The sequence below is a fragment of the Streptomyces sp. NPDC006393 genome (genome assembly GCF_040628575.1).
In the GTDB taxonomy this organism is placed as follows: domain Bacteria; phylum Actinomycetota; class Actinomycetes; order Streptomycetales; family Streptomycetaceae; genus Streptomyces.
In genome coordinates this window covers 82,561-109,026 of sequence record NZ_JBEXZD010000003.1, presented here as the reverse complement: position 1 = coordinate 109,026, position 26,466 = coordinate 82,561, and the positions used below count along the sequence as shown (strand labels likewise).

The 26,466-nt window shown below is 73.6% G+C and carries 21 protein-coding genes and 1 pseudogene; 18 read left to right on the top strand and 4 right to left on the bottom strand.

What is annotated here, in order from left to right; genetic code table 11:
- Positions 1-135: 135 nt before the first annotated feature.
- The 13 genes from bioB (at position 136) to mug (ending at position 14,961) form a co-directional block, all read left to right on the top strand.
- Positions 136-1,320 carry a biotin synthase BioB gene (gene bioB, locus ABZ484_RS02545; protein ID WP_358864051.1) on the top strand — a complete coding sequence of 395 codons (1,185 nt, stop codon included), beginning with the start codon at positions 136-138 and terminating at the stop codon, positions 1,318-1,320.
- On the top strand, positions 1,313-2,620 hold the full coding sequence (locus ABZ484_RS02540; protein ID WP_358864050.1) for an adenosylmethionine--8-amino-7-oxononanoate transaminase: 1,308 nt from the start codon (positions 1,313-1,315) through the stop codon (positions 2,618-2,620). The genes bioB and ABZ484_RS02540 overlap by 8 nt, the downstream gene beginning before the upstream one ends.
- Position 2,621: 1 nt before the next feature.
- The gene (gene bioD / locus ABZ484_RS02535; protein ID WP_358864049.1) at positions 2,622-3,350 is read left to right on the top strand and encodes a dethiobiotin synthase; all 729 of its coding nucleotides are present in this window, start codon (positions 2,622-2,624) and stop codon (positions 3,348-3,350) included.
- A 154-nt stretch (positions 3,351-3,504) separates the two neighbouring features.
- Complete coding sequence (locus tag ABZ484_RS02530; RefSeq protein ID WP_358864048.1) at positions 3,505-4,206, top strand: class I SAM-dependent methyltransferase; 702 nt, start codon at positions 3,505-3,507, stop codon at positions 4,204-4,206.
- A gap of 276 nt (positions 4,207-4,482) precedes the next feature.
- Positions 4,483-5,322, top strand: a complete 840-nt coding sequence (locus tag ABZ484_RS02525; RefSeq protein ID WP_358864047.1) for an ABC transporter ATP-binding protein — start codon at positions 4,483-4,485, stop codon at positions 5,320-5,322.
- Positions 5,323-5,327: 5 nt separating this feature from the next.
- Positions 5,328-7,895 (top strand): ABC transporter permease, encoded by a 2,568-nt coding sequence (locus ABZ484_RS02520; RefSeq protein ID WP_358864046.1) that lies wholly within the window; start codon positions 5,328-5,330, stop codon positions 7,893-7,895.
- Positions 7,896-7,941: 46 nt separating this feature from the next.
- Positions 7,942-8,832, top strand: a complete 891-nt coding sequence (locus ABZ484_RS02515; RefSeq protein ID WP_358864045.1) for an LLM class F420-dependent oxidoreductase — start codon at positions 7,942-7,944, stop codon at positions 8,830-8,832.
- Between the two features lie 120 nt (positions 8,833-8,952).
- A complete protein-coding gene (locus ABZ484_RS02510; protein ID WP_358864044.1) occupies positions 8,953-9,378 on the top strand; it encodes a GNAT family N-acetyltransferase in 426 nt (141 codons plus the stop codon).
- Between the two features lie 159 nt (positions 9,379-9,537).
- A complete protein-coding gene (locus ABZ484_RS02505) occupies positions 9,538-10,908 on the top strand; it encodes a hemolysin family protein (RefSeq protein ID WP_358864043.1) in 1,371 nt (456 codons plus the stop codon).
- Positions 10,905-11,918 carry a hemolysin family protein gene (locus ABZ484_RS02500; protein WP_358864042.1) on the top strand — a complete coding sequence of 338 codons (1,014 nt, stop codon included), beginning with the start codon at positions 10,905-10,907 and terminating at the stop codon, positions 11,916-11,918. The genes ABZ484_RS02505 and ABZ484_RS02500 overlap by 4 nt, the downstream gene beginning before the upstream one ends.
- 120 nt (positions 11,919-12,038) lie before the next feature.
- Positions 12,039-12,848 carry an SGNH/GDSL hydrolase family protein gene (locus ABZ484_RS02495; RefSeq protein WP_358864041.1) on the top strand — a complete coding sequence of 270 codons (810 nt, stop codon included), beginning with the start codon at positions 12,039-12,041 and terminating at the stop codon, positions 12,846-12,848.
- A gap of 59 nt (positions 12,849-12,907) precedes the next feature.
- Positions 12,908-14,350: an adenylosuccinate lyase gene (purB, locus tag ABZ484_RS02490; protein WP_358864040.1), complete on the top strand. Its 1,443-nt coding sequence runs from the start codon at positions 12,908-12,910 to the stop codon at positions 14,348-14,350.
- On the top strand, positions 14,347-14,961 hold the full coding sequence (mug, locus tag ABZ484_RS02485) for a G/U mismatch-specific DNA glycosylase (protein ID WP_358864132.1): 615 nt from the start codon (positions 14,347-14,349) through the stop codon (positions 14,959-14,961). The genes purB and mug overlap by 4 nt, the downstream gene beginning before the upstream one ends.
- A 64-nt stretch (positions 14,962-15,025) precedes the next feature.
- Here mug and ABZ484_RS02480 read toward each other — a convergent pair whose 3' ends face one another.
- Positions 15,026-15,469 (bottom strand): hypothetical protein, encoded by a 444-nt coding sequence (locus ABZ484_RS02480; protein WP_358864039.1) that lies wholly within the window; start codon positions 15,467-15,469, stop codon positions 15,026-15,028.
- Positions 15,470-15,847: 378 nt separating this feature from the next.
- Between ABZ484_RS02480 and ABZ484_RS02475 the strand changes: the two genes are divergently transcribed.
- Positions 15,848-17,005, top strand: a complete 1,158-nt coding sequence (locus tag ABZ484_RS02475; protein ID WP_358864038.1) for an ROK family transcriptional regulator — start codon at positions 15,848-15,850, stop codon at positions 17,003-17,005.
- A gap of 394 nt (positions 17,006-17,399) precedes the next feature.
- Here ABZ484_RS02475 and ABZ484_RS02470 read toward each other — a convergent pair whose 3' ends face one another.
- A complete protein-coding gene (locus ABZ484_RS02470; protein WP_358864037.1) occupies positions 17,400-18,161 on the bottom strand; it encodes a GntR family transcriptional regulator in 762 nt (253 codons plus the stop codon).
- Between the two features lie 272 nt (positions 18,162-18,433).
- Positions 18,434-19,318 carry an RNA polymerase sigma-70 factor gene (locus ABZ484_RS02465; RefSeq protein ID WP_358864036.1) on the bottom strand — a complete coding sequence of 295 codons (885 nt, stop codon included), beginning with the start codon at positions 19,316-19,318 and terminating at the stop codon, positions 18,434-18,436.
- Between the two features lie 183 nt (positions 19,319-19,501).
- On the opposite strand from ABZ484_RS02465, the gene ABZ484_RS02460 reads away from it, so the two are divergent.
- Positions 19,502-20,332: an alpha/beta fold hydrolase gene (locus tag ABZ484_RS02460; RefSeq protein ID WP_358864035.1), complete on the top strand. Its 831-nt coding sequence runs from the start codon at positions 19,502-19,504 to the stop codon at positions 20,330-20,332.
- Between the two features lie 93 nt (positions 20,333-20,425).
- Here ABZ484_RS02460 and ABZ484_RS02455 read toward each other — a convergent pair.
- A pseudogene (locus tag ABZ484_RS02455) lies at positions 20,426-21,214 on the bottom strand (DMT family transporter); the annotation flags it as partial.
- 47 nt (positions 21,215-21,261) lie between these two features.
- On the opposite strand from ABZ484_RS02455, the gene ABZ484_RS02450 reads away from it, so the two are divergent.
- From ABZ484_RS02450 to ABZ484_RS02440, 3 genes are all read left to right on the top strand, one after another.
- Positions 21,262-22,728, top strand: coding sequence for a PLP-dependent aminotransferase family protein (locus ABZ484_RS02450; RefSeq protein WP_358864034.1), 1,467 nt, complete (start codon positions 21,262-21,264; stop codon positions 22,726-22,728).
- A 361-nt stretch (positions 22,729-23,089) separates the two neighbouring features.
- The gene (locus ABZ484_RS02445; RefSeq protein ID WP_358864033.1) at positions 23,090-24,673 is read left to right on the top strand and encodes an alkaline phosphatase D family protein; all 1,584 of its coding nucleotides are present in this window, start codon (positions 23,090-23,092) and stop codon (positions 24,671-24,673) included.
- 264 nt (positions 24,674-24,937) lie between these two features.
- Complete coding sequence (locus ABZ484_RS02440; protein WP_358864032.1) at positions 24,938-26,377, top strand: GNAT family N-acetyltransferase; 1,440 nt, start codon at positions 24,938-24,940, stop codon at positions 26,375-26,377.
- The last annotated feature ends 89 nt before the right edge of the window (positions 26,378-26,466 follow it).

Below are 26,466 nucleotides of genomic sequence, written 5' to 3'. Positions count from 1 at the left end.
CTTTTGTAGGCAGTGCACAGACACTAGCCGGACGGCCGGCCGGGCATCGTGTGGCAATACCCACACGTCGAACCGACTGTAGTTGTGCAAACCCTCCTTGGCCCGGGGCGGTCCCTTAGGACAGGATCGACTCTCATGGACCTGCTGAACACGCTGGTGGACAAGGGGCTTCGGCGCGAGCTGCCGACCCGCGAGGAAGCTCTGGCCGTCCTGGCCACCTCCGACGACGACCTGCTCGATGTGGTGGCGGCGGCCGGCAAGGTGCGCCGCCACTGGTTCGGCCGACGGGTGAAACTCAACTATCTGGTCAACCTCAAGTCGGGCCTGTGCCCCGAGGACTGCTCCTACTGCTCTCAGCGGCTCGGCTCGAAGGCGGACATCCTCAAGTACACCTGGCTCAAGCCGGACGAGGCCTCCGAGGCCGCGGCGGCCGGGCTGGCCGGCGGCGCCAAGCGGGTGTGCCTGGTGGCCAGCGGGCGCGGTCCGACCGACCGTGACGTGGACCGGGTCTCGGAGACCATCAAGGCCATCAAGGACCAGAACGAGGGCGTCGAGGTGTGCGCCTGTCTCGGGCTGCTCTCCGACGGCCAGGCCGAGCGGCTGCGCGAGGCCGGGGCCGACGCCTACAACCACAACCTCAACACCTCCGAGGCGACCTACGGCGACATCACCACCACCCACACCTACGCCGACCGGGTGGACACCGTGACCAAGGCGCACGCGGCCGGGCTGTCCGCCTGCTCCGGGCTCATCGCCGGCATGGGCGAGAGCGACGAGGACCTGGTCGACGTGGTGTTCTCGCTGCGCGAACTGGACCCGGACTCGGTGCCGGTGAACTTCCTGATCCCGTTCGAGGGCACCCCGCTGGCCAAGGAGTGGAACCTCACCCCGCAGCGCTGTCTGCGCATCCTGGCGATGGTCCGGTTCGTCTGCCCCGATGTGGAGGTACGGATCGCGGGTGGCCGCGAGGTGCATCTGCGCACGATGCAGCCGCTCGCCCTGCACCTGGCCAACTCGATCTTCCTCGGTGACTACCTGACCAGCGAGGGCCAGGCCGGCAAGGCCGACCTGGAGATGATCGCGGACGCCGGATTCGAGGTGGAGGGCGCCGGCCAGGTGACGCTGCCGGAGCACCGGGCGTCCGGCGGCTGCCACGACGGCTCCTCCGGTGGCTGTCACGAGGGCGCCTCCGTCGGCTGTCACGAGGGCGGCGTGTGCGGTACCGCCGCCGACGCGGCCCCCTCGGTGAGCGAGCCCCGCACGGACCTGGTCGCCGTGCGCCGCCGGGGCGCCGGAACGGATCTCGCGCCCAATGCCTGATCTGCCCGGCCCCAGCGACCTGAGCGTGTCCGCGCTGCTGGAGCTCGACCGGCGGCACGTGTGGCACCCGTACGGCCCGATGCCCGGCCGTCAGGAACCGCTCGTCGTCGAGTCGGCGAGCGGCGTCCGTCTGAAACTGAGGCACGCCGACGGAACCGACGACGACGTCGTGGACGGCATGTCGTCCTGGTGGGCCGCGATCCACGGGTACAACCACCCGGTGCTCAACGAGGCCGTCCATGCCCAGCTGGGCCGGATGAGCCATGTGATGTTCGGCGGGCTCACCCATGAGCCCGCCGTCCGGCTCGCGAAGCTCCTTGTCGACATGTCGCCCGACGGTCTGGAACATGTCTTTCTCGCCGACTCCGGGTCGGTCTCGGTCGAGGTCGCGGCCAAGATGTGCCTCCAGTACTGGCGCTCGCTGGGCCGCCCGGCCAAGCGGCGGCTGCTGACCTGGCGGGGCGGTTACCACGGCGACACCTGGCAGCCGATGTCCGTGTGCGATCCCGAGGGCGGGATGCACGAGTTGTGGACCGGCGTGCTGCCGCGCCAGGTGTTCGCCGAGGCACCACCGGCCGAGTACGAGGAGGCGTACGCCGCCCATCTGCACGAGCTGATCGAACGCCACGCCGGTGAACTGGCCGCCGTGATCGTCGAACCGGTGGTGCAGGGCGCGGGCGGGATGCGGTTCCACTCCCCCGCCTATCTGCGGGTGCTGCGCGAGGCGTGCGACGCGCACGACGTGCTGCTGGTGTTCGACGAGATCGCGACCGGGTTCGGCCGCACCGGCGCGCTGTTCGCGGCGGAGCACGCGGACGTGACACCGGACGTGATGTGTGTGGGCAAGGCACTGACCGGCGGTTACCTGACGATGGCGGCGACACTGTGCACCGCGCGGGTGGCCGACGGGATCTCCCGGGGCGAGGTGCCGGTGCTGGCACACGGTCCGACGTTCATGGGCAACCCGCTGGCGGCGGCCGTGGCCTGCGCCTCGATCGAACTGCTGCTCGGCCAGGACTGGCGCGCGGAGGTGGCACGGATCGAGACGGGACTGCGGGCGGGCCTGTCCGAGGCGGCCGGGCTCGACGGAGTGAAGGACGTACGGGTCCTCGGCGCCATCGGGGTCGTCCAGCTCGACCACCCGGTCGACATGGCGGCGGCGACCCGGGCCGCCGTCCGCGAGGGCGTGTGGCTGCGGCCGTTCCGGGACCTGGTGTACACGATGCCGCCGTACGTCACGGGTGACGAGGACGTGGCACGGATCGGCCGCGCGGTCTGCGCGGCGGCACGGGAGGGATGAGATGCCGGTACTGGTGATCACGGGAACGGGCACGGAGGTCGGCAAGACGGTCACGACTGCGGCGGTCGCCGCCGCGGCCCTCGCGGCCGGCCGGTCCGTGGCCGTGCTCAAGGCGGCGCAGACCGGTGTGGGCCCGGACGAGCGCGGGGACGCGGCGGAGGTCGCCCGGCTCGCCGGGCCGGTGACGGCCTGTGAGGTCGCCCGGTATCCCGAGCCGTTGGCGCCCGGGACGGCCGCGCGCCGGGCCGGGCGGGCGCCGGTGCGTCCGCAGGAGGTCGCCGAGATTGCCGCCAAGCTGGCCACCGAGCACGATCTGGTGCTGGTCGAGGGGGCGGGCGGCCTGCTCGTACGGTTCGACGAGGCGGGCGGCACGCTCGCGGACGCGGCGCAGCTGCTGCGGGCTCCGGTCCTGGTCGTCGCCTCGGCCGGTCTGGGCACGCTGAACACCACCGAGCTCACGGCCCGGGAACTGCGCGGCCGGGGCATCGACCTGCTGGGAGTGGTGATCGGCGGCTGGCCCGCCGAGCCCGACCTCGCCTCGCGCTGCAACGTGGCCGACCTGCCCTATGTGGCCGGTGCCCCGCTGCTCGGCGCCCTGCCCGACGGCGCCGGGGCCCTCGCCCCCGCGGACTTCCGGACGGCCGCCCCGCGGTGGCTGGCGCCCCGTCTGAACGGCAGGTGGGACGCGGCGGCGTTCACGCAGCGGGAGGCGCCGGCGCCGTTCGCCTGACGCGCGTGCACGGCGGGCCGGTGGGGCTCTTGCGGGCAGGCTCGTGCGGGCAGGTGGGTGACGGCCCTTGCGGGCACGCGGGTGCGTGCGGTGGAGTCGTACGGAGGAGTACGGGGGACACTCCCCGTAGGCCCGTCGCCTCCGGGAGGTCGTCATGTCGCTGCGGTCCACCGGCTCCGGCAAGGTGGCGCGGGATGCCGTGCACCATCCGCTGTTCGCCCGCTGCTACACGCGGATCAGCGTGGCCGCCGAGACCAGAATGGGAATGGCCGGGATCCGCGAGCGGCTGCTCGCCGGGCTGACCGGACGGGTGATCGAGATCGGCGCGGGCAACGGGCTGAACTTCGGCCACTACCCGGGCACCGTCTCGGAGGTCGTCGCGATCGAGCCGGAGCGCCTGCTGCGGCAGAAGGCCGTGGCGGCGGCCCTGCACACCGAGGTCCCGGTGGACGTGGTGCCGGGCTGTGCGGAGGCGCTGCCGGTCAAGAGCGAGGGCTTCGACGCCGTGGTGCTCTCGCTGGTGCTGTGCAGTGTGCGCGACCTGCCGCGCGCCCTCGCCGAGGCACGACGGGTGCTGCGGCCCGGCGGCGAGGTGCGCTTCTTCGAGCACGGCACGGGCGGCGGCCCGGCGATGGCCCTCGCCCAGCGCGTCCTGGACCGCACGGTGTGGCCGCTGCTGAGCGGCGGCTGCCATCTCTCCCGCGACCCGGTCGCCGCCCTGCGTCGGGCGGGCTTCGAACTCGGCCCCTACCGGAGGGTCATGATGCCGGAGACCGGGCCGGTCCTGCCCAGCTCGTACTGCTCGCTGGGCACCGCCTGGCGGCCGGTGACGGACGCGTCGGCCCCCGGCCACTGAGCGAGCTTCTGTCCGTACGGCCGCCTACAGGCTCCACTGGCGCAGCTCCCGCGCGATGTCCTGCACCGACGCCTCGCCGCTCTTGACCGGTGCCTGGCCGGCGGGTGGCCCTTACACCGGGATCGGAGTGCCCGCCCGAGGGTGGAGCCGGGGGTGGAGATCGGCTCGGCCCAACGGGGGATACCGGCTGCGCGCCCGGTCACACTACGCTCGACGGGGGACAAAGCAGTCATGAATCAGCACGCTCAGGATCCACGGACCACCGAGGAGGGCGCCGTGTCCACACCTGCTCCGGTGCCGGGCCGGGCGTCGTCCGGCGGGATCGCGGCCCGCGCCCGCGGTCTGACGAAGGCGTACGGTTCGGGCGAGACCGCCGTGCTCGCGCTGGACTCGGTGGACGTCGACATCGCCCGCGGCCGTTTCACCGCGGTCATGGGTCCCTCCGGCTCCGGGAAGTCCACGCTGATGCACTGCCTGGCGGGGCTCGACACCGTCTCGGCGGGGCGCGTGTGGATCGGCGACACCGAGATCACGGGGCTCCGGGACCGCGAGCTGACCCGGCTGCGCCGGGACCGGATCGGGTTCATGTTCCAGTCGTTCAACCTGATCCCCACGCTGAACGCGCTGGAGAACATCACCCTGCCGATGGACATCGCGGGGCGCGGACCCGACCAGGCATGGCTGGACCAGGTCATCGACACCCTGGGGCTCAGGAACCGGCTCAGCCACCGGCCCTCGCAGCTCTCCGGAGGCCAGCAGCAGCGCGTGGCGTGTGCGCGGGCGCTCGCCTCCCGGCCCGAACTGATCTTCGCGGACGAGCCCACCGGCAACCTCGACTCGCGTGCCGGCCTGGAGGTGCTCGGCTTCCTGCGGGACGCCGTCGACGGCCTCGGCCAGACGGTCGTCATGGTGACCCACGACCCCGGCGCCGCCGCCCACTCCGACCTGGTGCTCTACCTCGCGGACGGCCGCATCGTGGACGAGCGGGAGCACCCGACGGCGGAAGCCGTCCTGGAGCGTATGCGCCTGTTCGCCGGGGAGGCCACCCGGGCGGCGGGTCCCGCTCTGGGGACCCCGCTGCGCGGCGGGGACGGCACCGCCGTCGGGGAGGCCTGACCCAGGTGCTCAGGGCGACACTGCGCAGCTTCCTCGCGCACAAGGGGCGGCTGCTGCTCTCGGCGCTGGCGGTCGTGCTGTCCGTGGCCTTCGTCGCGGGCAGCCTGATCTTCTCCGACACCGTCAGCCGCACCTTCGACCGGTTGTTCGCCTCGACGGCCGCCGATGTCACGGTGGCGCCGAAGCTGGAGCTGAGGTCGCCCGTGCGCACGGGCGCGGTGCAGACCGTGCCCGCGTCGCTCGCCCGGCGGGTGGCCCAGGTGCCGGGCGTCGCGGCGACCCAGGTGGACGCGACCGTCGAGAACGTGGTGGTGGTCGACAGCAGGAACGAACCGGTCGGCCCGACCACCGGCGCACCCACCATCGCCCGCAACTGGGAGGTCACCGGCCGCAGCCCGGTGAAGCTGACCTCCGGTCACGCCCCGCACGGGGACGGCGAGGCACTCCTGGACGCCGACACCGCCCGGCACAAGCACGTGCGGATCGGGGATGTGCTGACCGTGCAGGCCCAGCCGGGGACGTTCCGCGTGCGGGTGGTCGGCATCGCCACGTTCACCACCACCAATCCGGGCGCGGCGCTGCTGTTCCTCGACACACCGACCGCGCAGACCAAACTGCTCGGCTCCACCTCCCGTGCGACCAGCATCTCCGTCGACGCGGCCGCGGGCGTCACCGACGACCAGCTCAAGCAGCGCGTGGCCGCGGCGGTCGGCAGCGGGGCGTACGACGTGAAGACCGCCGGTGAGCAGGCCAAGTCGGCCGCCGCGAGCCTCGGCGAGTTCCTCAAGATCATCAAGTATGTGATGGTCGGCTTCGCCGGGATCGCGGTCCTCGTCGGGATCTTCCTGATCGTCAACACCTTCTCGATGCTGATCGCCCAGCGCACCCGGGAACTGGGCCTGCTGCGTGCCCTGGGCGCGGACCGGCGGCAGGTGCGGAGGTCGGTGCTGACCGAGGCGGTGCTGCTCGGCGTGGTGGCCTCCACGCTGGGTCTGGCGGCCGGTATCGGCCTCGCGGCCGGTCTCATCCGGCTCCTGGGTGTCTTCGGCATGAACCTGAGCACGACCGAGATGGTCATCGGGTGGGTCACCCCGGCCGCGGCCTATGTCGTCGGCGTGGGCGTCACGTTCGTGGCGGCCTACCTTCCGGCCCGCCGCGCCGCGGCCGTCTCCCCGATGGCGGCTCTGGTGGACGCCGAGGTGGCCGGGGTGGGGCGGCCGCTGCGGGTGCGTGCGGTGGTGGGCGCGGCCGTGGGGGCGGCCGGCGCGGCGGCGCTCGCGGGCTGCGCCGCCGCGAGCAGAACCGCGACCGCCGCCTCGCTGCTGGGAGTCGGCGTCGTCCTCACGCTGATCGCGACCGTGGTCGCCGGGCCGCTGCTGGTGCGCCCGCTGATCCGGGTGCTGGGCGGGGCCTTCCCGGCGGTGTTCGGGGCGGTCGGGCGGATGAGCCAGCGCAACGCCCTGCGCAATCCGCGGCGGACCGGCGCGACCGCCGCCGCGCTGATGGTGGGGCTTGCCCTGGTCGGCGGGATGTCGGTGGCCAGCGCCTCCATGACCCGCTCCTTCGACGACCAGATCGACAAGACGCTCGGCGCCGACTACATCGTGCAGAACCGCAGCTTCCTGCCCTTCCCGCAGGAGATCACGGAGACGGTGCGCCACACCCCGGGCGCGGGCACGGTCGTACGGCAGCGGCTGGCGGCGATCGCGGTACGGCTCCCGGACGGCAAGCGGGTGGAGACGGCGGCCTCCGGCTTCGACCGGCAGCTGGACGCGGTCGCCCACATCACGTACCGGGCGGGGAACACCGCGGCGGCGCTGGCCGACGGGCACCTGGCCATGGACATCGACTTCGCCCGGAGACACGGCGTGCGGGTGGGCAGCGTGCTGCCCGCCGAGTTCCAGGGCGGGCGCCGGGGCGAGCTGACCGTGGCGGCCCTGACCGACCAGGACCAGGCCGAGGGGTTCGGCCTCCAGGGCGGGCTGTACGTCGGCATCGGCACGCTGGAGAAGTACGTGCCCGGCACCGAGGACGCGGCCGTGTTCGTGAACGCCGCCCCCGGCACCGGCGCCGGCCAGCTGCGCTCCCGGCTGGAGCGGAACCTCGCCCCGTATCCGAACGTGCAGGTCCGTGACCAGGCGGACTACAAGAAGCTGGTGCACGACCAGATCGCGGTGCTGCTCTACCTCGTCTACGCGCTGCTCGGGCTGGCCATCGTCATCGCGGTGCTCGGCGTGGTCAACACGCTCGCGCTGTCGGTGGTGGAGCGCACGCGGGAGATCGGGCTGCTGCGGGCGATCGGGCTGGCCCGGCGGCAGCTGCGGCGGATGATCCGGCTGGAGTCGGTGGTGATCGCGGTGTTCGGCGCGGTCCTGGGTCTGGGCCTGGGCCTGGTGTGGGGCGTGTGCATCCAGCGGGTGCTGGCCCTTCAAGGCATGACCGCGCTGGCGATCCCGTGGGGCACGATCGTGGCGGTCGTGATCGGCTCGGCCGTGGTGGGGATCGTGGCGGCCCTGCTGCCGGCGCTGCGCGCGTCCCGGATGAACGTGCTGGCGGCGATCGCGCACGAGTGATGGAATCGCCGCAGGTGCTCAAGTCGCCCGCAGCGGAGGAGAGTTCATGACGCGCCCGTTCCGTTTCGGTGTCAACCTGCTCAGCCCCGCGCCCGCCGCGGAGTGGCGCGCCAAGTGCCGTCGGGCCGAGCAGCTCGGCTACGACGTGCTCCTCGTCCCCGACCACCTCGGCTGGCCCGCGCCGTTCCCGGCCCTGGTGGCGGCCGCCGAGGCCACCGAGCGGCCCCGGCTGGGCACGTTCGTGCTCAACGCGGGCTTCTGGAACCCGGCGCTGCTGGCCCGCGAGGTGGCGACGACGGACTCGCTGACCAACGGCCGGCTGGAACTCGGGCTGGGCACCGGCTACGTACGGGCGGAGCACGAGACGGCCGGGCTGCCGTGGGGTTCGCCGGGCGAGCGCGTCGATCACCTGCGGCGCACGGTGCAGGAGCTGAAGCGGCTGCTGGGCTCCGCCGAGCACCACCCCCGGCCGGTGCAGGAGCCCGGGATCCCGCTGCTGGTCGGCGCCAACGGCGACCGGATGCTGCGGCTGGCCGCCGAGCACGCGGACATCGCGGCGTTCACGGGCGCGCGATCGGTGCCGGGGAGCGCCTCCGGGCAGCTGGAGCCGCTCACGGCCGAGGAGCTCGACGAGCGGGTGGCGCTGTACCGCAAGCTCGCGGCGGGCCGCGCGGAACCGGCCGAACTGAATCTGCTCATCCAGCTGGTGGCCGTCACCGACGACCCCGAGCCCGTACTCCGGCCGCTGCTGGAGCGCCTGCCGCAGCTGACGGTGGAGCAGGCGACGGCGCTGCCCATCGTGCTGGTGGGCCCCCTGGAGCACATCGTCGAGCGGGTGCGGGCGCAGCGCGAGCGGTACGGCTTCACGTACCTGACCGTGCTGGAGCCGTACATGGAGGCGTTCGCGCCGGTGATGGAGGCGCTGCGGGGCGCGTAGGAACGTGTAGGCGCGCGTAGGCGCAGGGCATGGGTGAGCGCAGGTGCCGCGCAGGTGCGCGCAGGTGTCCGGATGCTGGAATTCCGCGGCGCGCGCATCGGCAGGTGATGGGATCGCGCCATGAGTGATCTGCGGATACGGGCCGCGGTGCCCGGCGACCTCGATGCCGTGCTGGCCTTCTGGAAGGCGGCCGCGAAGGGCTCCAGCATCAGCGACGACCGGGACGGCGTGGAGCGGCTGGTCACGCGGGACCCCGAGGCGCTGCTGCTGGCCGAGCGGGACGGCGAGCTGGTCGGCACGGTGATCGCGGGCTTCGACGGCTGGCGCTGCCATCTGTACCGGCTCGCGGTGCACCCCGGCCGGCGGAGGCAGGGCATCGGCTCGGCCCTGCTGGCCGCCGCCGAGGAGCGGTTCGTACGGCTCGGTGGGCGGCGCGGCGACGCGATGGTGCTCACCGGCAACGAGACCGCGCACCACGCCTGGCGTGCGGCGGGCTACGCACCCGAGGAGCACTGGCGGCGCTGGGTGAAGCCGCTGACGGAGTGAGACGTCCAAGGCTTCTTTGCTCATCCTTTACGATTGGAGGAGCACTCGGTCCTCCATGAAAGGTTGTGAGCGTCCGCCCATGGGCGAGCCTCCCAGTACGCGGCCCCACCGCCGCGCGATCCCCCTGCTCCTGCCCGAGGATGAGAGGGGGGTGACCCGATGACCGAAGTGCTCCTCCTGATCGTGGCGGTGCTGCTGTGCGTGGCCTGCGGTGCCTTCGTGGCCGCCGAGTTCTCGCTGACCACGGTCGAGCGCGGTGCCCTGGAGCGGGCGGCCGAGCGCGGTGAGCGGGGCGCCCCCGGCGCCCTCAAGGCCGTTCGGAGCCTGACGTTCCAGCTCTCCGGGGCCCAGCTCGGCATCACCGTCACCAACCTGGTGGTCGGCATGCTCGCCGAGCCCTCGATCGCCCGGCTCCTGGCGGGACCGCTCCAGAAGCTGGGCATATCGAGATCCGCGGCGACCTCGGTGGCGCTGGTGCTGGGCACGGCGCTGTCGACGGTGTTCCTGATGGTGGTCGGCGAGCTGGTGCCCAAGAACTGGGCGATCTCCTCGCCGCTGGCGGTGGCCCGGCGGGTGGGCACCCCTCAGCGCTGGTTCAGCGCCGCCTTCCGCCCCTTCATCACCCATCTCAACAACACGGCGAACCGTGTGGTGCGCCGGCTCGGAGTGGAGCCCGCCGAGGAGCTGGCCTCCGCGCGCGGCCCCCAGGAGCTGGCGGCGCTGGCCCGGCACTCCGCCAAGGAGGGCGCCCTGGAGCCCGACACGGCCGAGCTGTTCGTCCGCACCCTCAACCTCGCCGACCTGACCGCGGAGAACGTGATGACGCCGCGCGTCCAGGTCGTCGCCCTGGACGCGCAGGCCACCTGCGAGGACGTGGCGAACGTGACGCGGGCGACCGGACTGTCGCGCTTCCCCGTCTACCGCGGCAGCCTCGACGGGGTGGTGGGCACCGCCCACGTCAAGGACGTTCTGGCCGTGCCCGCCCATCGGCGGATGCGTCTCAAGGTCTCGGAGATCATGCGCGAGCCCATGTTCGTCCCCGAGTCGCTGACCGTCGACCGGCTCCTCGACCGGCTCTCGGGCAGACGCACGATGGCGGTCGTCATCGACGAGTACGGGGGCACGGCCGGCGTGGCGACGCTGGAGGACATCGTCGAGGAGGTCGTCGGCGAGGTCCGCGACGAGCACGACCCGCACGAGACGCCCGACCTCGCCCCCGCGGGCGCCGACGCGGAGGGCCGCGGCCTGTACTCGGCCGACGGCTCCGCCCGCGTCGACCAGTTGGCGCGCGTCGGACTGCGGGTGCCGGACGGGCCGTACGAGACGCTCGCCGGTCTCGTCGCCGCCCGGCTGGGCCGGATCCCGGAGACCGGCGACGTGTTGCAGGTCGCCGGCTGGCGCCTGGAGGTGGTGGACGCGAGCGGACGGCGCGCCGCGCGCGTGCTGCTGCACGCGCCCCTCGACGACGAGACCGAGCCGTCCCTGCGGCACGACCAGCACCTGAGCGACGAGAAGAGGGCCGGCCGGTGACCGCCGTACAGATTCTGATCGGTCTGGCGACCCTGGTCGTCAACGCCTTCTTCGTGGGGGCCGAGTTCGCGCTGATCTCGGTGCGCCGCAGCCAGGTCGAGCCGTACGCCGAGCAGGGCGACCGGCGGGCGAAGAGCGTGCTGTGGGGGCTGGAGCACGTGTCCGCGCTGCTCGCGGCGGCGCAGCTCGGCATCACCCTGTGCACACTGGTCCTCGGTGTGGTGGCCGAGCCCGCGATCGCGCATCTGCTGGAGCCGGTGTTCCACGCGGTGGGCGTGCCGGTGAGCGCGGGGCACGCGGTGTCGTTCGTGATCGCGCTGGCACTGGCGACGTATCTGCACATGCTGCTGGGCGAGATGGTGCCGAAGAACGTCGCGCTCGCCGAGCCGGTGCGCAGCGCGCTGCTGCTCGGCCCGCCGCTCGTCGCGCTGTCCCGGGCGCTGCGCCCGGTGATCTTCACGGTGAACACGTTCGCGAACGTCCTGCTCAAGCTGTTGCGGGTGGAGGCCAAGAACGAGGTCTCGGCGACCTTCACCGACCGTGAACTGGCCGAGATCGTCAAGGACGCCAGCCAGGCCGGCCTCATCGACGACCGTGCGCAGGAGCGGCTGCACGACGCCCTGGAGCTCGGCAGCAGGCCCGTGCGCGACGTCGTGCTCCCGCTGGGGCGGGTCGTCTACGCGCGCCTCGGGGTCACCCCGGAGCAGTTGGAGCGGTTGTCGGCCGAGTCCGGGTTCTCCCGCTTCCCGGTGGTGGACGAGCAGCGTCGGATCATCGGCTACCTGCACGTCAAGGACGCGCTGGACGCCTCGCCGAGCAACGAGCCCTTCCGGCTGCGGGACATGCGTCCCATCGCCCGGGTCCGGGAGGGGACGCCGCTGGACGACGTGCTCACCGCGATGCGGGGCAGCCGCACGCACCTGGCGGCCGTGCTGGGCACGGACGGACGGCTGGCGGGCCTGGTGACGATGGAGGACGTGCTGCGGGAGCTGTTCGGCCAGCCGGTGTGAGAGGGCCGGAGCGCGTGAGGCGCACCGAGCCCACCGATCCCACCGATCCCACCGAGAAGGGCGGAGCAGGACCGACCGCTTGGTATGCGTGTGGGATCGCGGGATACGATCGCTCACGCCATGCAGACGATTCCCACACACACCAGCCTGGTCGCGGTCGGCGACTCGTTCACCGAGGGCATGTCGGACCTGCTGCCCGACGGCTCCTACCGGGGCTGGGCCGACCTCCTGGCGGCACGGATGGCCGCCCGTACGCCGGGCTTCCGGTACGCCAACCTCGCCGTGCGCGGAAAGCTCATCGGACAGATCGTCGACGAGCAGGTCGAGGTCGCGGCGGCCATGCGGGCCGACGTGGTGACGCTGGTGGGCGGGCTCAACGACACCCTGCGGCCCAAGTGCGACATGGGCAGGGTGCGGGGCCTGCTGACGGAGGCGGTGGAGCGGCTGGCACCGTCGTGCGGGCAGCTGGTGCTGATGCGCAGCCCCGGCCGGCAGGGACCGGTCCTGGAACGCTTCCGGCCGCGCATGGAGGCGCTGTACGCCTGCATCGACGAGCTCGCCGAGAAGCACGGGGCCGTGGTCGTCGACCTGTACGGCGCGCCTTCGCTGGGCGACCCCCGGCTGTGGGACGTGGACCGTCTGCACCTGACGGGCGAGGGTCACCGCCGGGTCGCGGAGGCCGTGTGGCAGGCGCTCGGCTACGAGTCCGAGGACCCCGAGTGGCGTACGCCGATGCCCGCGAGCGCGCCGCCGGGCTGGATCAGCCGCCGGGCCGCGGACGCCCGCTTCGCCCGGCAGCACCTGCTGCCCTGGATAGGCCGCCGCCTGACCGGCCGCTCCTCAGGCGACGGCCGCCCGCCGAAGCGGCCCGAGCTGGTGCCCTACGAGGGCGGTCCGGCGCAGCCGGCGGCCGAGGCCGGGCTCTCGTAGCTTCCGACGAACACCCCGGTGGCGCTGGCCTGCATGAATCGCCAGTAGAATCGGTGCACGTGACTGCTGCGCCCGCAAAGCCCCGTATCCCGAACGTCCTCGCCGGACGCTACGCCTCCGCCGAGCTCGCCACGCTCTGGTCGCCCGAGCAGAAGGTGAGGCTGGAGCGGCAGCTCTGGCTCGCCGTGCTGCGCGCCCAGAAGGATCTCGGGATCGAGGTGCCGGACGCGGCGATCGCCGACTACGAGCGCGTCCTCGACACCGTCGACCTGGCCTCCATCGCCGAGCGTGAGAAGGTCACGCGGCACGACGTGAAGGCCCGGATCGAGGAGTTCAACGCCCTGGCCGGGCACGAGCACGTGCACAAGGGCATGACCTCCCGCGACCTGACGGAGAACGTCGAGCAGCTGCAGATCCGGCTCTCGCTGGAGCTGATGCGCGACCGCACGGTGGCCGTGCTGGCGCGCCTGGGCAAGCTGGCCGCGGAGTACGGCGAGCTGGTCATGGCCGGCCGCTCCCACAACGTGGCGGCGCAGGCCACCACCCTCGGCAAGCGGTTCGCCACCGCGGCCGACGAGCTGCTGGTGGCGTACGGACGGGTCGAGGAGCTGCTGGGCCGTTACCCGCTGCGCGGCATCAAGGGCCCGGTCGGCACCGCGCAGGACATGCTGGACCTGCTGGGCGGGGACGCGGCGGGGCTCGCCGAGCTGGAGGGGCGCATCGCGCGCCACCTGGGCTTCTCGCAGGCCTTCACCTCCGTCGGCCAGGTCTACCCGCGCTCCCTGGACTACGAGGTCGTCACCGCGCTGGTGCAGCTGGCGGCGGCCCCGTCGTCGCTGGCGAAGACGATCCGGCTGATGGCCGGGCACGAGCTGGTCACCGAGGGCTTCAAGCCGGGCCAGGTCGGCTCCTCGGCGATGCCGCACAAGATGAACACGCGGTCCTGTGAGCGCGTCAACGGCCTGATGGTCATCCTGCGCGGCTACGCCTCGATGACCGGCGAGCTGGCGGGCGACCAGTGGAACGAGGGCGACGTGTCCTGCTCGGTGGTGCGCCGAGTGGCCCTTCCGGACGCGTTCTTCGCCCTGGACGGCCTGCTGGAGACGTTCCTGACGGTGCTCGACGAGTTCGGCGCCTTCCCCGCGGTGATCGCCCGGGAGCTGGACCGCTATCTGCCGTTCCTGGCGACGACCAAGGTGCTGATGGGCGCCGTGCGGGCCGGCGTCGGCCGCGAGGTCGCCCACGAGGCGATCAAGGAGAACGCCGTCGCCACCGCACTCGCAATGCGCGAGCAGGGCGCCGAGCGCAACGAGCTCCTCGACAAGCTCGCCGCGGACGACCGCCTCCCGCTCGACCGCGCGCGTCTGGAGGCGCTCATGGCCGACAAGCTCTCCTTCACCGGCGCGGCCGCCGACCAGGTCGGCACGGTCGTCGGCCGCGTCGAGGAGATCGTCAAGCAGCACCCGGAGGCCGCGGCCTACACCCCGGGAGCCATCCTCTGACCCGCTTCACCCCGGCAGACCTCGAGGCCGCCCGCGACCGCCTGGTACCTGACGTGGTCACGGACGGCCTGAGGGTGCTGTTCTGCGGTATCAATCCCGGTCTGATGACGGCCGCGACCGGCCATCACTTCGCGCGGCCCGGCAACCGCTTCTGGCCGGTGCTGCACCGGTCGGGGTTCACGCCGAGGCGGCTGGAGCCCTCGGAACAGGCCGAACTGCTGTCGTACGGGCTCGGCATCACGAATGTGGTGGCCCGGCCCACGGCACGCGCCGACGAACTGACGGCGGAGGAGTACCGGGAGGGCGGACGGCTGCTGGCCCTGAAGGTGGCGCGGCTGCGGCCTCGGTGGCTCGCCGTGGTCGGCGTCACCGCCTACCGGGCGGCCTTCGGCGACCGCAAGGCCCAAGTGGGGCCGCAGGAGCGGACGATCGGTGCCACGCGGGTGTGGGTCCTGCCGAATCCGAGCGGGCTGAACGCGCACTGGACGGCCGAGACGATGGCGGAGGAGTTCGCACGACTGCGGGTGGCGGCGGAGACCGCCCAGGAACGGCCGGTGCGCCGGGCGGGGCCGGACGGGCGGGCGGGTAAGACCGGCCGGACGGGCGGGTAGGGCCGGCCAGGGCCCACCTGGACTGGCCGGGGCCGACCGGGACTGCCCGGGGCTGGCCGGGCGGTCATGGCGGGTCCGTGTCGGTGACGACCGCGAGCAGCTGGAACGGCAGCTCCCTGTCCCACTGGGAGACACCGAGGGCTATCCACCGGCCCGTCTCCTGCTCCCTCCACAGCTGGACGTTCGGCACATGCCCGCTCATCGAGGCCCACGGCTCCGGCAGGTCCTCCCCCTCCACCGATCGGTGGAGGACGCTGTACAGGCTGCACTCCCGGGGCGGTCCCCAACGCTCCGTCAGCCGCTCCCCCAGCCCGTCCCGATCGCACTCGTACTGCTCCTCCGTCTCCTCCCGCAGGGTGCCGTCGTCCTCCCAGAAGCCGTCGCTCGTCTCCAACTCGGCTATCGAGTAGCCGGGTCCGGCCGTGCCGACGTCCGTTCTGACCTGCTCGGCGGGGAACGCCTCGGTACGCAGCCGGTCGATCACGGCGAGAGCCTTCGCGATGTCCATGGCCCCCAGTAAACCGGCCGCCACTGACAATTGGCGGCGCGTCAGAATCCGGGCGGCGCAGGCACCTGAGGGAGGCGTGTCGGGGACCGCGGACGGCAGACACCCGTAGAAAGGCGGGGCGGGACCACGGCGGCCTGCCGGCCAAAAAGCACACACCCGCACGCGCGGGCCCGGCGACTTCGACCGATCCAGCACAGACCCGCACACGCGACCCGACACCCGCAGTCCGGGGACCGGGCGGCGGCGCGAACCCGCAGGCCGGGCGTCGGCCGAGGCGCGCCGCGACCCGCACGGACGGCTCGGTGTCCCGGCACTCGCTGGTCCGGTCCGTGCCGAGTACGATCCGGCCAACACGCGCACGAGCTGGGAGGACGGACGGTGGGGCGGCTTACCGGCGGGGATCCCTCGCTGCTGCGAAGGATCAATTCCACGGTGGTGCTGCACGCGCTGCGTGCCACGGACTGCGCGACGCTCACGGAGATCACCCGGGTGACCGGGCTGTCCCGGCCGACGGTCGAGGGTGTCGTCGAGGACCTCATCGGGGCGGGCCTGGTCGTCGAGACGGCGGCCGAGGAAGGCGCCACCCGGCGTCAGGGACGGCCCGCGCGGCGGTTCCGGTTCCGGGCCGAGGCCGGGCATCTGCTCGGCCTGGAGATCGGCGCCCACCGGGTCGCCGCGCTGCTGTCCGACCTGGACGGCCGGGTGCTCGGCGCCCAGGCGAAGGACGTGGACGAGACGGCGGACGCGGACGAGCGCCTGGAGCGGCTGCGCAACGCGGTCGCCGAGCTGCTGCGCCGTGCCGGTGTCCCGCGCAGCTCCCTGCGGGCCGTGGGAGTCGGCACACCGGGGATCGTCGAGGCGGGCGGCATCGTACGGCTGGGCACCGCGCTGCCCGGGTGGACGGGGCTGCACCTGGGCGAACGGCTGAGCCGCTCCTTCAAGTGCCCGGTGCTGGTCGAGAACGACGCCAACGCGGCGGCGGTCGCCGAGCACTGGAAGGGCGCGGCCACCGAGTCCGACGACGTGGTCTTCGTGCTGGCCGGACTGAGTCCGGGGGCGGGTTCGCTGATCGGCGGCCGGCTGCACCGCGGGTTCGGCGGGGCGGCCGGTGAGATCGGCGCGCTGCACCTGCTGGGCCGGGAGGAGACCCCGGAGACGCTGCTGTCGACCACGGACCAGCCTCTGCACCCGCTGGACGAGCAGGCGGTGGCGGCGGTCTTCGCGCTGGCCCGCGAGGGCGACCGGCGGGCCCTGGAGGCCATGGAGCGCTTCATCCAGCGACTCGTCCACGACGTGGCGGCGCTGGTGCTGGCGCTTGATCCGGAGCTGGTGGTCATCGGCGGCTGGGCGGCCGGCCTGGACGGCGTCCTGGAGCCGCTGCGCCAGGAGCTGGCCCGCTACTGCCTGCGGACGCCGCAGGTGACCCTGTCGATGCTCGGCGAGGCGGCCGTGGCGACAGGCGCCCTGCGGCTCGCCCTCGACCACGTGGAGGAGCAGTTGTTCGCGGTGGAGGGCACGGTGACGGCCCGCAGCTGAGCCGGCAGGCCGACGGCCCGCGGCCGAGCCGGGCCGACCGACGGCCCGCCGCTGAGCGCCGCCCCCCAGGGACGCCCAGCACGGCGGTCCTCAGCCGGCGGTGGTCACGAGGCACGGCGCTCCGAGCCGTGGAGGGCACGGTGACGGCCCGCGGCCGAGCCGGGCCGACCTACGGCCCGCCGCTGAGCGCCGCCCCCCAGGGACGCCCAGCACGGCGGTCCTCAGCCGGCGGTGGTCACGAGGCACGGCGCTCCGGGCCGTGGAGGGCACGGTGACGGCCCGCGGCCGAGCCGGGCCGACCGACGGCCCGCGGCCGAGTTGGGCAGACCGACGGCCCGCCGCTGAGCGCCGCCCCCCAGGGACGCCCAGCACGGCGGTCCTCAGCCGGCGGTGGTCACGAGGCGCGGCGCTCCGGGCCGTGGTCGATCTCCACGCCGCCGGACTCCTTGAAGGTCAGCCGGCACGTGTCGGCGCGGTAGGTGGCCACGGAGAGGACGGTGGTGCGGCCCCCGGCGAGGAAGCGCGTCGTGACGACGAGGACGGGCGCGCCGGGCAGCCGGTCCAGCTCCTTGGCGTCCTCCGCGCGGGCGGAGCCGAGTTCGACGGCGCGGTCCTGGCCCTCCAGGTCCAGGTGTTGCAGCTCGCGCAGCACGGCGCGCGCGCGTGCCGGGCCGGACGGCGCGTCGATCGCGGTCAGACCGGGCACCGACGACGCGGGGATGTACAGCAGCTCGGCCGCGACCGGCTGGCCCTGGCTCATCCGGGACCGGCGGACCGTGTGCACGGGCTCGTCGCGGCCGGCCTCCAGGGCGTCGGCGACGGCCGCCGGGGGCACCGCCTCCACACAGTCCACGGGCTGCCACGCGTCACCTGCCGCCCCCGGCCAGGCCTGTTCCTCGGTGCCGACGGCCACGCCCACGCGCGGCGGCGCGACGGTCGTGCCGACGCCGCGGCGGCGCTGCAGCCGGCCCTCCAGCTCCAGCTGTTCCAGGGCCTGGCGGAGCGTGGCCCGGGCGACACCGAACCGGGCGGCCAGTTCCCGCTCGTTGGGCAGGATCTCCCCCACCGAGAACTCGGAGTCCAGTGCTTCACTGAGCACGGTCCTGAGGTGCCAGTACTTCGGCTCCGGCACCGATTCCAGCTGCGTGGTCCCCACCCTGTCCTCCGCGATCCCCTGGTCCGGCGGCTTTTAGCGCCCTTGTTTATTAAAGGTTGTTGTACTTATCTGTGACCATAGGGCCGCCCCCACCCTTGGTCAATACCAATCCTCGGCCGTGTGCCGAACGCATGGCGGCGCGCCGCACAGCGTTCACACGGCGTTCGCACAGGGGGAAGCCGGTGACTCCACGGGGGGACGTCGGTGACATCACGGCGAAGCCCCCGCCGTACGGGCGGGGGCTTCCGCGTGGGTTGTCGCGGCCGGGTGCCTCAGGCGGCGGCCAGGAGCTGGAGCTTGTCCGGGTTGCGGATGATGTAGACGGCGTGGATGTGCCCGCCGGCGACGTCCACCTGGAAGACGCTGTCGGGCCTGCCCCCGGACAGGACGAGCACGGCCGGGCCGCCGTTGAGGTCCAGCAGGCGGAAGGACACGTCCGCGACGCCCTTCTCGGCCGCGCCGACCAGGAAGCGGCCGACCTTGTCGGCGCCCTCCAGGACCCGCAGCGGCGCCCTCGACTTGCCTCCGCTGTCGCCGACCAGGCGGACGTCGGGCGCCAGCAGCGCCATCAGACCCGCCAGGTCGCCGCCGGTCGCGGCGGCCAGGAACCGCTCGGTGAGGTCGCGCCGCTGGACCGGGTCGACCTCGTAGCGCGGACGCCGCTCCTCGACGTGCCTGCGGGCCCGTCCGGCGAGCTGGCGCACCGCCGCCTCGCCCCGGTCGAGCAGGGCGGCGATCTCCCCGTACGGGTAGCCGAACGCCTCCCTGAGGACGAACACCGCGCGTTCGAGCGGTGAGAGCGACTCGAGGACGACCAGCACGGCGAGCGAGACGGAGTCGGCGAGCACGGCTCGCTGCTCCGCGTCCGCGGCGGTGCCCGCGACGTCGGTCGCCAGGGGCTCGGGCAGCCAGGGGCCGACGTACGACTCGCCCCGCGCCTTGATCTGGCGGAGCCGGTCCATGGCGAGACGCGTGGTGACGCGCACGAGGTAGGCGCGCGGCTCCCGCACCACGCTCCGGTCGGCGCCGGACCAGCGCAGCCAGGCCTCCTGGACCACGTCCTCCGCGTCGGCCACCCGCCCCAGCATGCGGTAGGCGACGCCCATGAGGACGGGACGGTGCTCCTCGAAGAGGTCTGTCTCCGTTTCGGTGGTCACCGCCCCATCCCAGCCGACACCCGCGGCGGTGTCCAGACGGACACCGGGTGCGTGGCGGCGATGCCCGAGGACCGCCCAGGGCGACGGCGGGAAACGCTCCTTCCAGGGGCTACCGGTCGGTAGCAATTGCTGACAAGCTGTCTACCCGGCGTTCGCCGCCGAGTCCCCCAACGAGGAGCCCCCATGGCCGCCACCGTCTCCTTCAAGGTCCCCTCCCCGCACGGCCCGCGGACCGTGACCCTGTCGTACGCGCGCGTGGGCAGCGGCGAGCCGCTGCTCCTGCTGCACGGCATAGGTCACCACCGGCAGGCCTGGGACCCGGTGGTCCATCTCCTGGCGGCCGAGCGCGACGTGATCAGCGTCGACCTGCCCGGCTTCGGCGCCTCCCCGGCGCTGCCCGAGGGGCTGCGGCACGACCTGCCGACGATGAACGTCGCGCTCGCCGCGCTGTGCAAGGCCCTGGAGATCGAGCGCCCCCATGTGGCGGGCAACTCCCTGGGCGGCCTGCTGGCCCTGGAACTGGGCCGCGAGAAGCTCGCACGGTCCGTCACCGCACTCTCCCCGGCCGGCTTCTGGACGCAGCCCGAGCGGCGCTACGCCTTCGGTGTGCTCCAGGCGATGCGGGCCGTCGCGCGGCGGACCCCGCTGCCGCTGGTCGAACGGCTGGCGCGGACGGCTGCCGGGCGCACCGTCCTGACGAGCACCATCTACGCACGTCCGGGCCGTCGTTCACCCGAGGCCGTGGTCGCCGAGACGCTCGCCCTGGCGCAGGCCACCGGCTTCGAGCAGACCCTCCTCGCGGGCGTCGACGTCCAGTTCACCGACGACGTCCCCGGCATACCGGTCACCGTGGCCTGGGGCACCAAGGACCGGCTGCTGGTCCGCCGGCAGGGGGTGCGGGCCAAGCAGATCATCCCGCGCGCCAGGCTGGTGCGACTGCCCGGCTGCGGACACGTCCCGATGAACGACGACCCGGCGCTCGTCGCGCGCGTGCTCCTCGACGGCAGCCGCTGACCGCCGCCCGGCACGCTCCAAAGCCCCCGAGCCCAGGGCGACTCCCGTGCCCACCAGGGCGCTGCCCACGACCTGGGCGACCCCGTAGGAGCCGGTGCCGGCGAGCGGTGCGGTGCAGGCCGCCGCGACCGGGATCAGGCCGGAGAAGAGCGTGGCACGCTCGGCGCCGATCCGCTGCATGCCCATGTACCAGCACACGAAGCCGACGACGGTGACGACCGCCGCCTGCCACAGCAGCGCGACGGCCTCGCCCGTGCCGGGGGGCCGGAGCCAGGCGGTGCCGTCGAGGCAGATCCCGGCGACCGCCGCCTCCAGGGACGCCACGCCGCACACCACGGCGGACAACAGCCGCGGCCCGAGCGGGCGCAGCACGGGGGTGGCGAGGACCGCGAAGCCGACCTCACCGGCCAGCGCGCACACGGAGAAGGCGATGCCGGTGCCGTCGGTGCGGCCCCAGCCCTGCACGGTGAACGCCCCGGCGGCCACCAGCCACGCCCCGTACAGGACGACCCGTCGCGGCCGCCGCCCTTCCAGGAGCGGGACGAGGACCGCCACGACCACGGGGGCGCAGCCGACGAAGACCCCCGGCACCGCCGGTTCCGCGGTGCGCTCGGCGGCCAGCACCGCCAGGTTGAAGCCGACCATGCCCACCGCCGCGAGCAGCGCGAGCCGGACCCACTGCCGGGGGCCGAGCCTGCGCAGCCGCCCGGCCGAGCCCCGCCGGGCCAGGGGCAGGAGCAGCAGACAGGCCAGGCCGTAGCGCAGGAACTGTCCGCCGGCGTACGGGTAGTGGCCGAGGACGCTGTTGGCGGTGAAGGACCCTCCGACGAGGACGCAGGCGAGCGCGGCGAGCAGGGCGCCGCGCGAGGCGGTGGCGTTCATGCCGGCGACGCTACGGAGCACGGCGGCCCGGTTTAAGGTCCACATCCATGACGTCATCGGGGACCAATCCGGCCGGCGGGACCGGCTCTGCCGCCTGGGAACTGCTGCTGCCGGCCGCCTCCGCACCGGCACGCGCGCGTGGCCGGTCGCTCCAGGCCGCGCTGCGCGAGGCCGTCCGTTCGGGCCGGCTGGCCCCGGGCACCCGGCTGCCCTCCAGCCGGGACCTCGCGGCGGACCTCGGCGTGTCGCGGGGGCTGATCACGGAGGCGTACGAACAGCTGGTGGCGGAGGGCTATCTGCGCAGCGGGCGGGGCGCGGGGACATGGGTGGGCGGTGCCGTGCGGGCGGCGCACCCGCGCGCGCGGGACCTCGCCCCCCACTCCCCCGGCGCCCGCGTGGGCTTCGTGCCGGGCACGCCCGACCTGTCGCTGTTCCCGCGGGCCGCCTGGACGGCCGCGCACCGCTCCGTGCTCGCCGGCCTCCCGCACCACCACCTCGGCTATCCCGACCCGCGCGGGCTGCCCCGGCTGCGTACCGCGCTGGCCGAACTGCTCGCCCGGCGCCGGGGCGTGGTCGCGGACCCGGAGCGGATCGTGGTCGTCTCCGGGGTGACGCAGGCGACGACGCTGCTCGGTCTCGTGCTGCACGCGCGCGGGATGCGCACCGTCGCGGTGGAGAATCCGGGCAGCCCCCAGCACAGCGCCCTGTACGCGTCGGCCGGCATCGGCACCGTTCCGCTTCCGCTGGACGCGGAGGGTCCGGCCCTCGGGCCGTTGCGCCGCTCCGGTGTGCGGGCCGTGGTGACCACGCCCGCCCACCAGTTCCCCACCGGCATCGCCTGCTCGGCCCGCCGGCGCGCCGAACTGCTGGACTGGGCGCGGTCGGTGGGCGGGGTCGTCCTCGAGGACGACTACGACGGCGACTTCCGCTACGACCGCGCCCCCGTGGGCGCCCTCCAGGGCCTCGACCCGGAGCACGTGGTCTACGCGGGGTCGGTCAGCAAGTCCCTCGCACCCGGGCTCCGGCTGGGCTGGATGATCGTGCCCGACTCCCTGGCCGACGACGTCGTCGAGCGCAAGCGGACCATGGACCTCGGTCATCCGACCCTCGAGCAGGCGTTGTTCGCGCACTTCGTCGAACGGGGCGACTACGATCGGCAACTGCGCCGCTGCCAGCGCGCCTACCGGGAGCGCCGGGACGCGCTCGTCGCCGCCCTCCGGGAGCACTTCCCCGGTGCGCGGCTGTCCGGGATCGCGGCGGGCCTGCACCTGATCGCCGAACTGCCCGGACGGTACGGCCCGGAGGACCGGTTCCTCGCGCGCACGGACGCGGCCGGGATCGCGGTGCGCACGCTGGCGGCGTACACGCACGCACGTGCCGATGCCCCCGGCGGGGACGACGGCACGGACGGCGGGACAGGCGACGGCGTACGGCTGGTCCTGGGGTACGCGCACCTGTCGCCGGCGCGGATCCACGAGGGCGTACGGCTGATGCGGGAGGCGGCCGGAGGGTGACCGTCTTCCTCACCGGCGGCCGTGCGACTGGTGGGTCCGGCGGGTCTGGTGGTTCCGGCGGGTCCGGCGGGTGCGGCGGGTGCGGCGGGTCTGGATGGGACCGGCGGGTCTGATGGGATCGGCGGGCTGGTGGACCGGCGGTCTGATGGGACCGGCGGTCTGATGGGACCGGCGGGCTGGTGGACCGGCGGGCTGGTGGGACCGGCGGGCTGATGGGACCGAGGATCTGGTGGGACCGAGGATCTGGTGGGTCCGGTGGGGTGGCGTCCGGTTGTTCACTCGCGGTTTCCGTGCGCGCCGCACCGCACCAGTAGGTGTGGCACCGAACACCGGCCGGTTCCCGTCCCCTGGAGGCGTATCCATGTCCCATCGTCCGTTCCCCGGCCGCCGCAGCGTGCTGCGCGGCTCGCTGGCCGCGTCGGCGGCCCTGACCCTGCCCGGCGCGCTCGGCGCGGCTCCGGCGCTCGCCCTGTCCGGCCGCCCCCGGGCGGACTGGGGCGTGCAGGCGGGAGACGTGACCTCCGACTCCGGTCTGGTGTGGGTGCGCGCGGACCGCCCGGCCCGGATGGTCGTCGAGACCTCCGCGACCGAGTCGTTCCGCGCCCCGCGCAGATGGCACGGCCCGCTGCTCGGCGCGGACACCGACTTCACGGGCACGGCCCGGCTGCACGGCCTGCCCCCGGGCGAGCAGGTCCACTACCGCGTGCTCCTCGCCGACCCGGACGACCCGCGCCGCACCGGCGAGCCGGCCTACGGCACCTTCCGCACGGCGCCCGCGCGCCGCCGTCAGGGCGTGCGGTTCGTGTGGTCCGGCGATCTGGCCGGGCAGGGCTGGGGCATCAACGAGTCGATCGGCGGCTACCGGATCTTCGACGCCATGGCGAAGCTGGACCCGGACTTCTTCCTGTGCAGCGGCGACGCCATCTACGCCGACGGCCCCGTCCAGGCCACTGCCGAGCTCCCGGACGGCAGCGTCTACCGCAATGTCACCACCGAGGAGAAGTCGCACGTCGCCGTCTCCCTGGCGGACTACCGGGGCAACTTCCGCTACAACCTGCTCGACGCGGCGCTGCGCCGGTTCAACGCGCGGGTGCCGAACATCGTCCAGTGGGACGACCACGAGGTCCGCAACAACTGGTACCCGGGCGAGGTCATCGGCACCGGCACCCCCTACCCGGCCGGGACGGAACTCGACGACCTGGCCCTGCGCGCCCGCCGGGCCTTCTCGGAGTACTTCCCCGTCTCCACGATCAGCGGCCGTCCGGACGGGCGGATCTACCGCGTCCACCACCACGGCCCGCTGCTCGACGTGTTCGTGCTCGACATGCGGACCTACCGCAACGCCAACTCGCCCGACGACCAGAAGAGCGACCCGCAGGGCATCCTCGGCCGCGAGCAGCTGGAATGGCTCAAGCGGCAGCTGGCCCGGTCGCGGGCGGTGTGGAAGGTCATCGCCGCCGACATGCCGCTCGGCCTGGTCGTGCCCGACGGCGTCGAGGGCAGGCCGAACTTCGAGGCCGTCGCGCAGGGCGACCCGGGCGCCCCGCTCGGCCGGGAGCTCCAGATCGCCGAGCTGCTGCGGTTCGTCAAGCACCGCCGGATCACCGGCACGGTGTGGCTGACGGCGGACGTCCACCACACCTCGGCCCAGCACTACGACCCGTCACGGGCGGCCTTCAAGGACTTCGAGCCGTTCTGGGAGTTCGTCTCCGGCCCGCTCAACGCGGGTGCCTTCCCGGCCAGCGCGCTCGACGGGACGTTCGGCCCGGACCGGGTCTTCGTCAAGGCGCCGACCGCCTCCAACGTCTCGCCCGCCGAGGGCTACCAGTTCTTCGGCGAGGTCGACATCGACGGCGACAGCGGCGAGCTGACGGTCCGGCTGCGCGAACAGGACGGCTCCGTCCTCTTCACTCAGGTGCTCCAGCCGGGCCGGGTCGGGCAGTAGGCCTGTCCCGTACGCTCTTCGTCCGTGCCGCGCCCCGACGTCATCCCCGGGGCGCGGCCCGGACTCCGGGCCGACCGTCAACTTTGCCTCGTACATGGCGTTTTCGCAGGTCGCGGTGAGAGTCAGTGGTCGCCTCCACGGGTTTCCAGCGTCACACCAGTTGAATCAGCGACAAAAGGTGCGAATCATCGCTTTACCGGGACGACACGGAGCGTTCGCGATCGCGCAACACCGGTCCTTCACAGTGGTCGCATGACTCGAGACATGTCTGATGTGACGCGGAGAAGGCATGGCCGCCCGGTGCACCACTGGCGGCGGGACGTGGTGGAACTGGCCGCGCTGTTCACGGCCGTCGCGGTGGCGGACGGCGTGGCGAACCTGATCGGTCACGGGCCCGACGGACCGGCCCTGTTGCTGATCTCGGCGCTGGCGCTGCTCGCGACGGCGACATTCCACACCTGGTGGGCACGGCGCCACGGGCACGCGCCCCCGACGGGGGATACCGGCGCCCGGCCGCTCGCCGCCGAAGGGCGGCAGGCCGGGCCCTCCGCCTCCTCCACGGTGGAGCGGGACGAGGTTGCGGTGGTGAGCGCGCTGTGGCGGATGCGGACGACGGTGCGGGACGAGCCGGGGTCGCTGGCCGCGCTCTGTGCGGCACTGGCCGCCCGGCAGGTCGACATCCTGAGCCTGCAGACGCATCCGCTGGCCGAGGGCACGGTGGACGAGTTCCTGCTGCGCGCCCCGGGCCGGACCGAGGCGTCGCAGATCACCGGCGCGGTCGCGGCCGCGGGCGGCGCGGACACCTGGATCGAGCGGGCCGACGCGCACGACCTGGTGGACGCGCCGACACGGGTCCTGGGCCTGGCCACCCGTACCGCACTGGACGCCGCGGAACTCCCGCTCGCCCTGCGGCAGTTGCTGGGCCGGTGCACCATCCGTTCGCTGCCTGCCCGGCCGGCGGGCGGCGGCCGGGGTCCCGAGGAGGTCCCGGCCGAGGGGGTGCTGGAGGACACGGTGCTGCGGCTGCGGGCGCCGGAAGGCGGCGTGATCACCGTGGAGCGGCCGTATCCGCCCTTCACGCCCACCGAGTTCGCACGGGCCCGCGCACTGGTGGAGCTGGACACCCGGCTCGGACCGCGCGTCCCGCGCGGCCAGGACGTGCTGACGCTGCCCGAGGGCGAGGCGATCACCGTGCGCCGCGCCGACACGAGGGATCTCAGGGCCGCCCGGCAGATGCACGAGCGATGCTCGGCGCGGACGCTCGGCCTGCGCTACCACGGTCCGGTCCATGACGCCGACCGCTTTCTGAACCACCTGCTCAGCCCGCGCTTCGGTCGCACGCTCGCCGCGCAGAGCGCGTCGGGGCGGATCGTCGGCCTCGGCCATCTGCTCTGGGACGGCGACGAGACCGAGGTCGCCCTCCTGATCGAGGACGACTGGCAGCGACGCGGCATCGGCGCCGAGCTGCTGGGCCGGCTGGTGGGCATGGCCGTCGAGGCGGGCTGCGCGAGCGTGTACGCCGTGACGCAGGCGTCGAACACCGGGATGGTCGCGGCCATGCGCGGGCTTGGCCTGCCGCTGGACTTCCAGATCGAGGAGGGCACCCTCGTGATCACGGCCCGCCTGGACACCGTCCCGGCGTCCTGCCGGCTGCCGTACGCCGGCCGGCAGGAGGAGTACGACGGCCCGGCCCTGCGCGACTGACCCTGCCCCTGCGCGACCGACCCCGAAACGCCCGGCCGGCGCCGCTGATCCCGGCCCGCACGGCTGGTCCGGCCCGACGGCACGCCCGT